General features: G+C 64.2%; 11 protein-coding genes. 1 reads left to right on the plus strand and 10 read right to left on the minus strand.

Going from position 1 to position 13,762, the window contains the following annotated elements:
* Positions 1 to 172: 172 nt before the first annotated feature.
* From ACE039_RS11800 to ACE039_RS11825, 6 genes are all read right to left on the minus strand, one after another.
* Positions 173 to 1,867, minus strand: coding sequence for a thiamine pyrophosphate-binding protein (locus ACE039_RS11800; protein ID WP_485822446.1), 1,695 nt, complete (start codon positions 1,865 to 1,867; stop codon positions 173 to 175).
* Positions 1,868 to 1,926: 59 nt separating this feature from the next.
* Positions 1,927 to 2,913 carry a tripartite tricarboxylate transporter substrate binding protein gene (locus tag ACE039_RS11805; RefSeq protein WP_448710228.1) on the minus strand — a complete coding sequence of 329 codons (987 nt, stop codon included), beginning with the start codon at positions 2,911 to 2,913 and terminating at the stop codon, positions 1,927 to 1,929.
* Positions 2,910 to 3,665, minus strand: coding sequence for a GntR family transcriptional regulator (locus tag ACE039_RS11810; RefSeq protein ID WP_105555513.1), 756 nt, complete (start codon positions 3,663 to 3,665; stop codon positions 2,910 to 2,912). Before ACE039_RS11810 ends, ACE039_RS11805 begins: the two co-directional genes overlap by 4 nt.
* Positions 3,666 to 3,844: 179 nt before the next feature.
* Positions 3,845 to 4,564 (minus strand): VOC family protein, encoded by a 720-nt coding sequence (locus ACE039_RS11815; protein WP_485822447.1) that lies wholly within the window; start codon positions 4,562 to 4,564, stop codon positions 3,845 to 3,847.
* A 15-nt stretch (positions 4,565 to 4,579) separates the two neighbouring features.
* Positions 4,580 to 7,315 (minus strand): preprotein translocase subunit SecA, encoded by a 2,736-nt coding sequence (secA, locus tag ACE039_RS11820; protein ID WP_485822448.1) that lies wholly within the window; start codon positions 7,313 to 7,315, stop codon positions 4,580 to 4,582.
* A 176-nt stretch (positions 7,316 to 7,491) separates the two neighbouring features.
* The gene (locus ACE039_RS11825; protein WP_313456777.1) at positions 7,492 to 8,478 is read right to left on the minus strand and encodes a M23 family metallopeptidase; all 987 of its coding nucleotides are present in this window, start codon (positions 8,476 to 8,478) and stop codon (positions 7,492 to 7,494) included.
* A gap of 127 nt (positions 8,479 to 8,605) precedes the next feature.
* Between ACE039_RS11825 and ACE039_RS11830 the strand changes: the two genes are divergently transcribed.
* The gene (locus tag ACE039_RS11830; protein WP_448710232.1) at positions 8,606 to 9,013 is read left to right on the plus strand and encodes a DciA family protein; all 408 of its coding nucleotides are present in this window, start codon (positions 8,606 to 8,608) and stop codon (positions 9,011 to 9,013) included.
* 158 nt (positions 9,014 to 9,171) lie between these two features.
* Here the strand turns inward: ACE039_RS11830 and lpxC are convergent, their stop codons facing one another.
* The 4 genes from lpxC to ACE039_RS11850 form a co-directional block, all read right to left on the minus strand.
* Positions 9,172 to 10,095, minus strand: coding sequence for a UDP-3-O-acyl-N-acetylglucosamine deacetylase (gene lpxC / locus ACE039_RS11835; RefSeq protein ID WP_105555517.1), 924 nt, complete (start codon positions 10,093 to 10,095; stop codon positions 9,172 to 9,174).
* A 239-nt stretch (positions 10,096 to 10,334) separates the two neighbouring features.
* On the minus strand, positions 10,335 to 11,519 hold the full coding sequence (ftsZ, locus tag ACE039_RS11840; RefSeq protein ID WP_035213763.1) for a cell division protein FtsZ: 1,185 nt from the start codon (positions 11,517 to 11,519) through the stop codon (positions 10,335 to 10,337).
* Between the two features lie 187 nt (positions 11,520 to 11,706).
* On the minus strand, positions 11,707 to 12,933 hold the full coding sequence (ftsA, locus tag ACE039_RS11845; protein ID WP_006217473.1) for a cell division protein FtsA: 1,227 nt from the start codon (positions 12,931 to 12,933) through the stop codon (positions 11,707 to 11,709).
* A 4-nt stretch (positions 12,934 to 12,937) separates the two neighbouring features.
* Positions 12,938 to 13,762, minus strand: a complete 825-nt coding sequence (locus tag ACE039_RS11850) for a cell division protein FtsQ/DivIB (protein WP_105555518.1) — start codon at positions 13,760 to 13,762, stop codon at positions 12,938 to 12,940.

Here is a 13,762-nt window from a genome sequence, read left to right on the forward strand (position 1 = left end):
CATGCGCCGCTGCGCCGAAGCGCACCAGTATAGGAGCGCTAGCCGCCCTTCGGAATCGAATTCTTCGGCTCCGCCACGCCCGCCTGGCGCCATGGCGCAGACGTCGTCCTGGCGGAAAGACGCCACGCCCATGAAAAAGGGCCCCGAAGGGCCCCTTGCCATGCGTCTTCGATCAACCCATCCACTGGCTGACCGGCGCCGCCGCATCCTGGAGGGGCTGCGCGACCACATCGATCAGCGCCGGGCCGTCATGCTCCATGGCGGCCTTGATGGCGGCGTCCAGCTTGGACGGATCTTCCACGCGCCAGGCCTTCACGCCATAGGCTTCGGCGATGCGGGCATGGTCGGTGCGGTTGAAGTCCACGCTGTAGTAGCGCTCGTCGTAGCCCGCCTTCTGGCTGGCCTTGATCCAGCCGTAGACCGAATTCGAAAACACGATCATCAACAGCGGCGCCTTGTGCCGCACGATGGTTTCCAGTTCGCCCACCGTGAAGCCGAAGCTGCCGTCGCCCATCACGGACACGCACTTGGATTGCGGCCGGCCGACCCACGCGCCCAGCGCGGCCGACATCGAAAAGCCCAATGCGCCATGGGCGCGGTTGGTAATGAAATGGCGGCCGGGGCGCGACACGTCGTAATAGGCCGAGAAATACGGGCAAGGCGTGCCGGGATCCGCGCACACCACCGCGTCGTCAGGCAACAGGCGGTTCAGCGACTGCACGACGCGTTCAGGACGAATCGGCGTATCCAGGCTGTTGGCCAGCGGTTCCAGTTGCGCCAGGCGCGCGGCCTTGGCGCGGCCGGCCAGCACCGCGCCATCGACCGCATCGGAATTCCGGTGCGCAAGGCGGGCCTGCACTTCGGCGCCCAGGGCTTCCAACGCCAGCTTGGCGTCGCCCACCAGACCCACTTCGGTCAGGTAGTTGGCGCCGATCACCATCGGATCGATATCAATGTGCAGGATGGGCACGTCGCGGTTCGGGAAGCGCCAGTGCTCGGTCGACGTCGAGCCGGCGCGGCAGCCCACGAACAGCACCACGTCGGCTGCGGCCACCACGTCGCGCGTAGCCATCACGCCGCCGTTGGAGCCCACCACGCCGGCATTCAGCGGGTGCGTATCCGCCAGGCTGCCCTGCCCGCTGACCGTCACGCAAACGGCTGCCTTCAGCGTTTCAGCCAAGGTTTGCAAGGCGCTGCTGGCGCCCGCAATGACCACCCCGCCGCCGCAGATGATGACCGGGGCACGCGCGCCGATCAGGCGCTGCGCGGCACGGGCCACATCCGCCGGGTCCGGCGCAAAGCGCATGGACGGAAACTGGCCGTGCTCGGGCTGCGCCCAGATATCCGACGCGTCCACTTGCTGTTTCATGACGTCGTACGGGAAGCACAGATGCGCCGAGCCCGGCTTGCCGGTGGTCATGGCGCGGAACGCCGCGCGCACCATGCCCGGAATCTGGTCTGCGCGGTCGATCGTGCGGTTCCACTTCGTCAAGGGGCGGTACATCGCCTCCTGGTCCAGCTCCGTCAAGGGGTACTTGCCGCGCGAACCCACCGCCACGTCGGACGTGATGCCCAGCACGGGAATCGACGATTCGTTGGCCTCAACCAGGCCGGGCAGCAGATAGGTGGCGCCGCCGCCGCTGGGGCCTTCGCACACGCCGACCTTGCCGGTCACGCGGGCATAGGCGTCAGCCATGTAGCCCGCGCTACGCTCATCGCGCGTCAGGATGTGCTGCATGCCGTGGTCCAGGCGGTACAGCGCGTCGTAGAACGGCAGGCTGGTGTCGCCGCACAGGCCAAAAATGTGTTTGACGCCGTTGTGCTGCAGCATCCGCACCATGGCTTCGGCGCCGGTCAAGTTTTCCATATCATCTCCACGTGTATCGTGGACGGGACCGGGCGGTGAACCTCCCGGCCGTCCGCCACTCAGTTATCCAGATTGATGTTGCTGCTCTTGATGAAGGCGCTCCAGCGGTCGTACTCCGACTTCACGTACGCATCCAGCGCGGGGCCGTCGGACGCCACGATCTCGAAGCCCGCCTCGGTGACCTTCTTCTTGATTTCCGGATCGGCCAGCACGGCCTTGAAGTCGGCGGTCAACTTCTTGACCGTCGCATCGGGCGTGCCCTTCGGCGCGAACATGCCGCTCCACGAATAGGCGACGAACCCCGGGAACCCGGACTCGGCCACCGTCGGCACATTGGGCAGTTCCGGCAGGCGCTTTTCACCCGCCACCGCCAGCGGCTTGATCTTGCCGGCCTGGATCTGGCCGCGCAGCGCCGCGAAGCTCAGCCACGTCATGTTGGCCTGCCCGCCCACCACCGCCTGGATGGCCGGCCCGCCGCCGCCATACGGAACGTGCAGCAGCTCCACTTTCGACAGACGCTTGAGCTCTTCCGGCGCCAGGTGGTTCAGCGAACCGACGCCCGTGGACGCATAGTTGAATTTGTTGGGCGATTCTTTGGCGGCTGCCGCCAGGAAGGCCTTCAGGTTATCCCCCGGCACGCTGGGGTTCGCGCCGATCACCAGCGGAAACCGCACCGTCTGCGAAATCGCCACGAAGTCCTTGAATGTGTCGTACGGCAGCTTGGGCTTCACGGCGGGATTGATGCCGTGGTTGTCGAAGCTGACCAGCAGCGTGTTGCCGTCGGGTTCGGCGCGGGCCACAAAGGCCGTCGCGATCTGGCTGGCCGCGCCGGGACGGTTTTCCACCACCACGGCGCGCCCGCCCAATTGCTGGGACAAGCGCGGCTGCAGAATGCGCGCCAGGATGTCGGTGCTGCCGCCGGGCGGATACGGCACCACCAGGATCAACGGCCGTTCCTCGGCAGCAGCGGGCGCCGCGCTCATGGCGCCCCCCGCAGCCGCCGCCGCGCATAGCGCCGCCAGTATCCGCTTCATCGTGTGAGTCATTGTTTTTCCCCTGTTGTCATCGTGTTGGCCGGCGCTGCCGTGGCGGGTTCGGCCTGGTCCCGCATGTAAATCGTTGAAAAACCCGTCCGTATCACGTCGGTGATCTGGTCCAGCCGGCGGCCAATATGCGCGCCCATCAATCCCGGCAAGGCGTCAATGTCGCGCTGCTCCAACGCCTGCACAAGACGCAGGTGTTCGCCCTGGGTGTGGCTGCGCCGGCCCTGCTGCATGTCGATCCAGCGCACGAAATGGATGCGGGCGTTGACGCTTTCCAGCGCGCGCACGAACTCTTCGTTGCGCGACAAGCGGGCCAACTGCAGGTGGAAGGCTTCGTCCAGTTCCAGCAGGCGCGTCGCGTCGCTGTCCTCGGGCACATCGCGGGACCGTTCGACGAATTGGCGCAGACTGGCCAATTCCTCATCGCTGGCACGCTCGCAAGCGGCGCGCACGATGCCCGCTTCCAGCACGGCGCGGTATTCGTACAGGCTATGGATCTGCTTGGCGTCCAGCAGGCGCGCAATGAAGCCCCGGTTGACGGACCGAGTCAAAAAGCCTTCCACCATCAACTGGTTAAGCACTTCTCGCAGCGGCGTGCGGCTGACGTTCAAGCGCCGCGCCAACTCGACCTCGTTGATGCGTTCGCCCGGCTTGAACTCAAAGCGCACCGCCATCGCCTTGACCGCGCCGTACAGCTCGGCCTGGCCAGCGGACGTGCGGGCGGCGGGTCGGGTAGCTGAAGAGGTTTGCGTCATGCCGCGGAGATTTTTCCAGGGAAGATGAAGTGCATACTAAAGTGCATACACTTTGCCAGGCAACTCGGGTTTGCCCGGACGCGCGCAGGCAATCCGCCCGCAATCCCAGGGCGGAAGATCAGGCAAAGGCAAATAAAAACGGGCCCAAGCGGGCCCGGATGAACGCTTGCGGACCGGAATTACAGGCCGGTATCCAGCGTGTAGTGCGCGCCGTCGCGGTTTTCCAGCGTCAGCGTGGTCAGCGTGGGCGTCGTGGCCGCGGCATCCTGCTGCACCTGGATGCGCAGATTGGCCAACGGCACGTCCCAGCCACCGGTCGCGGCCTCGGCCGTCACGTCGGCCACTAAAGCCAGTCGTTCGGCCACGGCCCGGGCATCCGCCGAACGGGCGCCGATACGCAACAGGCTGCGCGCGCCATTGTTGTGCGCCATCAAATCGGGCGACCACACGCACTCGGGCGTCAAATGGCGGCAGAAATACATGCGGATGCCGGGCAAGGGTTGCTCGGCAAAACGCACGGTATGGAAACGGGCCTGCACTTCCTGGCCGTCCAGCATGGCGGGACGCGTCAGTTCCTGCACGGGATTCACGGCAAACCCCGCCGCCTTCAGCCGTTCGTAGGTAGCTTCGGCGTCATAGGTGCGGAACACCAGCGCTTCCAGCCCGAACGGCGAGTCGGCGATTTCCTTGCGGGCCGGCGGCGCCCCCGGCGGCCAGCCCAGCAGTTCGATATACGTGCCTTCCAGCACGATCAGCCGATTGCACGACCCCAGGTTATGCACCGCCTTGTCGCTCAGGTGAAAGCCCTGGCGCTCGAAGTGCGGCGCCAGCGCATCCAGCCGGTCGCGCACCATGACGACGGCATGGTCGAATTCGGTACGGCCAACGGAATGCAGCATGGCGTTATCCCCGGGTCAGACGAGCTTGCCGTGGCACTGCTTGTACTTCTTGCCGCTGCCGCACGGGCACGGGTCGTTACGGCCAACCTTCGGCAGCGCGTTGCGCACGGGCTGCGCGCCGTCGTCAGATTCCGTCTGGGCAAGCGCTTCGTCGTAGTCGGAGTGGTGGTATTGCACGTTTTGCACATGCGATTGCGCCGCTTCCGCTTCGGCCTGTTCGACCTGCTCGGACGATTGCACGCGCACCGTCATCAACACACGCACGACGTCGTCGCGAATGCGGTCCAACATGCCCGAGAACAGTTCGAAGGCTTCGCGCTTGTATTCCTGCTTGGGGTTCTTCTGCGCGTAACCGCGCAAATGGATGCCCTGGCGCAGGTAATCCAGCGACGACAGGTGTTCGCGCCAGTGCGTGTCGATCGATTGCAGCATGATCGAACGCTCGAACTGCGACCACGATTCAACACCCACCTGGTCGACCTTGGCCTGGTACGCATCGCGCGCCGCGGCCACCACGCGTTCGCGCAGGTCTTCGTCGGTCAGGTTGGATTCTTTCTCCAGCATCTCGGTCAGCGGCAAGTGCAGGTGCCAATCGGCTTCCAGCGCTTTTTGCAGACCCGGCACGTCCCATTGCTCTTCGACCGATTCCGGCGGCACGTACGTGTTGAACATTTCGACCACGGCCGCGTCGCGCAGGTTGTTCACCGTGGCGCTGACGCTTGCGGCTTCCAGCACGTCGTTACGCTGCGAATACAGCACCTTGCGCTGATCGTTGGCGACGTCGTCGTATTCCAGCAATTGCTTGCGGATGTCGAAGTTGCGGCCTTCCACCTTGCGCTGCGCGGTTTCGATCGAACGCGTCACCATGCCCGCCTCGATGGGCTCGCCCTCGGGCAACTTCAGGCGCTCCATGATGGCGCGCACGCGGTCGCCCGCGAAGATGCGCATCAGCGAGTCTTCCAGCGACAGGTAGAAACGGGACGAACCCGGGTCGCCCTGGCGGCCGGCGCGGCCACGCAGCTGGTTGTCGATACGGCGCGATTCGTGACGCTCGGTGCCAATGATGCGCAGGCCGCCGGCGGCCTTCACCTGCTCGTTCAGCGGCTTCCATTCGGCGCGGATCTTGTCGATGCGCGCGGTCTTTTCGGCTTCCGACAGCGATTCGTCGGCGCGGATCAGGTCAACCTGCTTGTCCACACTGCCGCCCAGCACGATGTCGGTACCCCGACCGGCCATGTTGGTGGCGATGGTGATGTGGCCCGGCTTGCCGGCTTCGGCAACGATCTCGGCTTCACGGGCGTGCTGCTTGGCGTTCAGCACTTCGTGCGGCAGCTTGGCCTTTTTCAGCAGGCCCGACAGCAGCTCGGAATTTTCGATGCTGGTGGTGCCCACCAGCACGGGCTGGCCGCGCTCGTGGCAGTCACGGATGTCTTCAAGGATCGCGTTGTACTTTTCCGGATCGGTCTTGAAGACCTGATCGTTCTGGTCCTTGCGGATCATGGGCTTGTTGGTCGGGATGATGACCGTTTCAAGCCCGTAGATTTCCTGGAATTCGTACGCTTCCGTATCGGCCGTACCGGTCATGCCGGACAGCTTTTCGTACATGCGGAAGTAGTTCTGGAACGTGATGGAGGCCAGCGTCTGGTTTTCGTGCTGGATCTTCACGCCTTCCTTGGCTTCGACGGCCTGGTGCAGGCCATCGGACCAACGGCGGCCCACCATCAGGCGGCCGGTGAATTCGTCGACGATCACCACTTCGCCGTCCTGCACGACGTATTGCTGGTCGCGGAAGAACAGGTTGTTGGCGCGCAGGGCCACCATCAGGTGGTGCATCAGCGCGATATGGCGGGGGTCATACAGCGACTCGCCTTCTGGCAGGATGCCCAGGCGGGCCAGGATCGCTTCGGCGTTCTCGTGCCCGGCTTCGGACAGGTAGACCTGCTGGCTCTTTTCGTCGACCCAGTAGTCGCCTTCGGGTTCCGGTTCCTGCGGCTTGGGCTCGCTGGCCATGCGCGTCAGCAGCGGCGGCACCGCGTTCATGCGGATGTAGAGCTCGGTGTGGTCTTCGGCCTGGCCCGAGATAATCAGCGGCGTGCGGGCTTCATCGATCAGGATCGAGTCCACTTCGTCGACGATGGCGTAGAACAGCACGCGTTGGCGGCGGTCCTCAACACGGTATTCCATGTTGTCGCGCAGGTAGTCGAAGCCGAATTCGTTATTGGTGCCGTACGTGATGTCGGCAGCATAAGCGGCCTTCTTTTCATCGTTGGGCTGCTGGGGCACCACCACGCCGGTGGTCATGCCCAGGAAGTGATACAGGCGCCCCATCCATTCGGCGTCGCGGCGGGCCAGGTAGTCGTTCACCGTCACGACGTGCACGCCCTTGCCAGCAATCGCGTTCAGGTAGACGGGCAACGTCGCCATCAACGTCTTGCCTTCCCCCGTGCGCATTTCGGCGATCTTGCCGCTGTGCAGCGCGATGCCGCCCAACAACTGCGAGTCGAAGTGGCGCATGCCGAACACCCGCTTGCCGGCTTCGCGCACAACCGCGAACGCTTCGGGCAGCAGGTCGTCCAGCGTAGTGCCCTGGGCGTATCGGGATCGGAATTCGTCAGTCTTGGCCGCCAGCTCCGCATCGGAAAGCGCGGAAATCTTGGGCTCCTGCCCATTGATCTGGGTTACCAGCTTGCGATACTGCTTAAGCAGCCGGTCGTTGCGGCTACCTATGAGTTTTTTGAGCAGAGAAACCATGCGTATGTCGGCCGCACGTGCCACGCCGCGCCTGCAAAGGGCCAGGGCAGCGTCACCCGTGACTTTGATGTTATTGGTTAAGCGGGGGTCCGCTGGGAAACGAACCAGTTTAACGCACCTGGAGCGTAATAGCCTGGATCTATGGCCAGGGTGCTGTTGTTGTCCTGTTGGACCGGTCAGCGCGCCGCAGGTTCAGTGGCGGCGGCCTGGGCCACCGCAGGCGGGGCATGCTGCTGCGACCCCAGGAACAAGCGCGGGTCCAGCGGCTGGCCGGCAAGACGGACTTCAAAGTGCAGGTGCGGGCCGGTAGAGCGGCCCGAACTGCCCACGCGCGCCACTTGCTGGCCGCGGTCAACCAATTGCCCCTGCTTGACCATCAGCGACGAGGCATGTGCATAACGCGTGATCAGGCCGTCGCCATGGTCGATCTCGACCATGTTGCCGAAACCCGGTTGGAACTTGGCTTCCAGCACGACGCCGCCCGAGGCGGCCAGGATCGGCGTGCCCGAAGGGGCCGCGAAATCCAGCCCTTCGTGCATGGCCGTGCGCCCGGTCACCGGGTTGCGGCGCCAGCCGTAAGACGAAGTCAGATAGGGGTAATCGGTGATCGGCATGGCGGTGGGCATGCGCGCCTGGTCCGCCGATCGCTTGGTCAGCGCCGCGTCCAGCAGTTTCAGGTTGTCGGACTGCTGCGCCAGCCGTGCCTGGATTTCGTCCAGTTGGCGCCCCAGGGCTTCGGCCGAGGCCGCGCTGGGAGGCGGGTGGTCGGTGAACAGATCGTCCATGACCTGGGTGGCTTCGGGCTGGGTCAGCGCTTCGGGCTGCGCCAGGGCCAGTTGCTTGGCCAGTTCCGGATCGGTATAGGCCACGCCAGCGACCTTGGCCACGCGTTGCCCCAACCCGTCGATGCTGACCAACTTGGCCTGCAAGGCGCCCACCTTGGCAGCCAGCAGGTTCATGTTTCCACGCAGGAAGTCGGTGTCCCGGCCCGGCTGCCCCGCCAAGGGCCAGCCCACCGTCTGTACGGTGGGCAGTATCGGAGTAAGGTATCGTTGTAGCGCGGCGCCAAAGATGGCTGCCGTCACGAGCGCGGCCCCCAGAAACAACGCCAGTCGCGCGCCTCCCAGGGTGAAATGCCCGTCCCGCCCGTCGCGGGCGTGCATAATCACGATTTTCAAGGTTGCTTCCTAATTCTTTAGAGCCGGGATGAATAGACCTGCTTCAACCCGTCAACGTTCCGGTTCCAGCCGGCGGAAAGAAAATACCGCACTCGGATGGCTGGGTCATGACATGCGGGGCGCCGGGGTACTGGCGACTGCCCGCAAGCACTTGCAAATTCAGTATGCGGTGGCGGCGATTCTGCCCGCCCCGCTGGGTGCTGTCTGCCAAGTGGGCAAACTGGAAAACCAGTGCCTGCATCTGGTGGTGCCCAGTGCCGCCCATGCCGCCAAGATGCGTCAATTGGCGCCGCGCATCGCGCGTACCTTGGCAGACCAAGGCTGGAACCTTAACGAAATTGCCGTCAAGGTACAAGCGGGGTTACCGAAGCCCGGCGCCCGCCAGCCGCGCCCTCCCAAAGAGGCACAACCCTTGGGGGACAAAGCCCTGGGAGCCTTCGAGACGCTGCGCGACAACCTTCGCCCCGGCCCGTTGGCCGACGCGGTCGCCAAGCTCTTGAGACATCACAAGAGTAGCTGAAGGCGCAAGGGTTGTGCGGGGGCTAACCCGCCCGGAAACGAAGCGAAACCAAGTTCTCGGACGGAGTCATGCTTTGGCTTGCCGCCGGTTTGCGCCTTAAGCGCTAGAGGATGGCAACCGCCATCGTCCTCCAGGTGCAGGCAGGCAGGGGTGGCCCCCTACGCCAGCTTCCACTCGTGGCGAAACGCCTGGGGCGCTTCTGCCTGCGATTCATAGGTGACCATTTCCCAGGCGTCTTGCTGAGCAAGCAGCGCGCGGGCCAACTGGTTGTTCAGGCCGTGGCCCGACTTGCACGCCACATAGCGCGCCACCAAGGGCTTGCCCAACAGATACAGGTCGCCGATGGCGTCCAGGATCTTGTGCTTCACGAATTCGTCGTCGTAACGCAGCCCGTCGCTGTTCAGCACGCGGTACTCGTCCATGACGATGGCGTTGTCCAGGCTGCCGCCGCGGGCCAGGCCCATCGAACGCAAGGCTTCCACTTCGTTCACGAACCCGAAGGTGCGTGCACGGGCGATCTCGCGCACATACGAGTGCGTCGCGAAATCGATCTCGGCGAAATTGGCCGTGGAGTCGATGGCGGGGTGGCGGAAATCGATCGAGAACGCCAGCGCATAGCCCTCGTGCGGTTCCAGGCGGGCCCACTTTTCGTTGCGGCCTTCGCCTTCGCGCACTTCCACCGTCTTTTTGACGCGGATGAATTGCTTGGGCGCGTTCTGTTCGACGATACCGGCCGAGCGCAGCAGATAAACGAACGTTGCCGCACTGCCGTCCATGATGGGAACTTCTTCGGCAGTGAGGTCGATATGCAGATTGTCGATACCCAGGCCGGCAAGCGCCGACATGAGGTGTTCCACCGTGGAGACGCGGACATTGCCCTGTTGCAGGACGGACGCCATGCGCGTATCGCCCACGCCAGTGGCTTGCGCGGGCAGATCAACGACCTGCGGCAGGTCCACGCGGTGGAAAACGATGCCAGTATTGGGTTGTGCCGGACGCAGGGTGAGTTCTACCCGCCGTCCGGAGTGGACGCCGACGCCTGTCGTGCGGACTAGATTCTGAATGCTGCGCTGTCGGAACATGAGACTTGGGTGTTAGAGCCAGGAAGCCGGCACGAAGAGAACAGATTGCCGGCGTAACTGACGTATTGTAACGCTGTCCGACCCTTGACGCCATCAGGCGCGCGAGATCGACCGATACCTCCGTCCCTTATTAGAACCGTGCAAGGGAAACACGGACCGCTCCGCCTCCGGCTTGCCCGCGGGGACAGGCAAGCCGGAGATGAGGGAGTGCGTTTAGAGCCTGTAATCGGCTCTTTGCTTCAATCCGCCTGCTTGCGCAGGAATGCCGGGATGTCGAAATGATCCATGCCCGAGCTTTCCAACGCACGCACCTGGGCAGACGCCTGGCTGCGCGGATTGCGCATGACCGACGGCATGTCCAGGTTGCGGTAATCGCCACCTTGGCCGGCCGGCATCGTGCCCATGGGCATGTTGTCGGTACCGGTGCGGAGCACTTCAGCGGTGTTTTGAACCAGTTGCGGACGCGCTTGCGCACGGCCCAGGCCCGTTGCCACCACGGTCACGCGCAGGTTTTCACCCATCGTCTCGTCGTAGGCGGTGCCGAAGATCACGGTCGCGTCGTCCGAAGCGTAGCTGCGGATCGTTTCCATGATTTCGCGCGTTTCGCGCATCTTCAGCGAGCGGCTGGCGGTGATGTTGACCAGCACGCCGCGAGCGCCGTTCAGGTCCACGCCTTCCAGCAGCGGGCAAGCAATGGCGTGCTCGGCGGCGACGCGTGCGCGGTCAGCGCCCGAAGCCGATGCCGTGCCCATCATGGCCTGGCCCTGTTCGCCCATGATCGTCTTGACGTCTTCGAAGTCGACGTTGACGTTACCTTCGACGTTGATGATTTCGGCGATGCCCGCGCACGCGTTGTGCAGGATATCGTCGGCCGAACGGAAGCAGTCTTCCTGCGTCGCGTCCTCGTCCATCAGTTCATAGAGGTTCTCGTTGAGCACCACGATGAGCGAATGCACGTGCTTGGCCAGTTCGGAAATGCCGTCCTCGGCCATCTTCAGGCGCTTGTTGCCTTCAAACGTGAAAGGCTTGGTGACCACGCCCACGGTCAGAATGCCCAGTTCCTTCGCCACTTCGGCCACGACCGGACCTGCGCCGGTGCCGGTGCCACCGCCCATGCCGGCGGTGATGAAGACCATGTGCGCGCCGTTCAGCGCGGCACGGATCTCCTCGCGCGCGGTTTCAGCCGACGCACGTCCCTGCTCGGGCTTGGCGCCCGCGCCCAGGCCGGTACGGCCCAGACGAATCTGCACTGGGGCATTGGTTGCCGCCAGCGCTTGCGCATCGGTGTTGGCGCAGATGAAATCCACGCCGTGCACGCCGTTGCGAATCATGTGCGCGACGGCATTGCCGCCCGCACCGCCCACACCAACGACCTTGATTACGGTCCCTTTGGTGTTGTTCTCAAGCATCTCAAAGTTCATCATGATGACTCCCTCACAAGTCCGATTTTGCAAATCACAAAAATTCCCCAACAGCCTATCTTTTGTGAATCGCCTCAAAGCCGATGCCGACTACATAGGTCCGCCACGGGTTTGAGACGCCTCCTCTTTCTGGTGTTCCCCGCAATACCGCCGCGGATAGCACCAAGGAGCAGGCCCCAACCTGCACCCTTTAATTCATAAACCATTCCTTCATGCGCGCCAGCAGGCTCTTGAAATTGCCCGTTTGCGCTGCGACCTTGCGGCCTCGCACGCGCTGCATGCGCGCTTCCTGCAGCAGACCCATCACCGTCGAGAAGCGCGGATTGCGCATCACGTCGGCCAGGCTGCCTTCGTACTCGGGAACCGCGACGCGCACCGGCTTCAGGAACACGTCCTCGGCCAGTTCGATCATGCCGGGCAACTGCGCCGACCCGCCGGTCAGGACCACGCCCGACGCCAGCAGATCTTCGTAGCCGGAATCGCGCACGACCTGTTGCACCAGCGTGAACAGTTCTTCCACGCGCGGCTCGATCACGGCGCCCAGCGCCTGGCGCTTGACCTGACGCGGGCCGCGGTCGCCCAGGCCCGGCACTTCCACGGACTCGTCCGGGCTGGCCAGCACCTGCTTGGCCACGCCGTAGCGCAGCTTGATTTCTTCGGCATCCGGCGTGGGCGTGCGCAACATGGCCGCGATGTCGTTGGTGATCTGGTCGCCAGCGATCGGCAGCACGGCGGTGTGGCGGATCGCGCCGCCGGTGAAGATGGCGACGTCGGTGGTGCCGCCGCCGATGTCCACCAGCACGACGCCCAGTTCTTTTTCGTCGGCGGTCAGCACAGCCAGGCTGGAGGCCAGCGGTTGCAGGATCAGATCCTGCACTTCCAGGCCGCAGCGGCGCACGCACTTGACGATGTTCTGCGCGGCGCTGACCGCGCCCGTCACGATGTGCACGCGCACTTCCAGGCGCAGGCCGCTCATGCCGATGGGCTCGCGAATGTCTTCCTGGCCGTCGACGATGAACTCCTGGGTCAGCACATGCAGCACTTGCTGGTCGGTCGGGATGTTCACCGCCTTGGCGGTCTCGATGACGCGGGCAACGTCGGTGGCGGTGACTTCTTTGTCCTTCACAGCGACCATGCCGCTGGAATTGAAGCTGCGGATATGGCTGCCGGCAATGCCGGTGTAGACGTCGCGAATCTTGCAATCTGCCATCAGCTCGGCTTCTTCAAGCGCGCGCTGAATGGAATTCACAGTGGTCTCGATGTTGACGACCACGCCCTTGCGCATGCCGCGCGATTCGTGCTGGCCAAGGCCAAGCACTTCGAATCGCCCTTCGGGCAAAATTTCAGCCACCACAGCCACCACCTTGCTGGTGCCGATATCGAGGGCGACGATAAGGTCCTTGATGTCACGGGTCATGGCGTTAGCGTTTCTTGGGAGGTTTCGGTGTGGATTTGGATTTGGTTTCCGACGCGGGCAACGGAGCCAGCGCCAGGGCGAAACCATTCGGATAGCGCAGGTCGGCCTGTGTGATGGTGCGCCCTTCCAGGCGTCCCGACACGGCGGGCCACGCCTGCACAAAGCGTTGAATGCGAGCCGCGAACGGCAGTGCGCCGGGCAAGCCGTGCGGATCCGGCGCATCGGCGCCCGGATCGCGGCCCAGGTCCAGCATCATGCCGTTGGACAGCACGACCCGCCACGCGTAGCGCGGGCTCAGTTCCAGCTGTTTGACATGCATGTCCAGCGGCGCGAACCAGCGCGCCAATTCGGCGTAGCGTTGCACGACCAGCGGCTCGGTGCCCTCGGGCCCGGAGAACTGCGGCAGCACGGTTTCGTCGTCCACCTCGCCCGTGTTCGCCGTGAACGCTTCGCCCCAGGTGTTGATCATCTGGTTCTCGTTCCACAGCGCCAAAGGCTGCTGCTCTTCGATGCGGACGCGCAGCACATTGGGCCAGATCCGGCGCACGGTGGCATGGCGCACCCACGGCACCGATTCGAAGATCTCGCGCGCGTCGTCCAGGTCCACCGTGAAGAAGTTGCCCTTGAAGCGGCCGGCGATCGCTGCCCGCACCGCTCCCGGCGACACATAGTGCAGCTCGGTGTCCGGCATGGACTCCAGTTCGATGGCCGACAGCGTGAAGAACGGGCGTTGCGCTACCCACACCACGCCCGCCAGGAGCATGGCGCAAACCGCCAGCACGGCTAGCGTGTTGGCGATCAGGTTGGTAGTGCGAGCGTCGTTCCACAC

Source organism: Achromobacter maghribensis, from assembly GCF_057334215.1.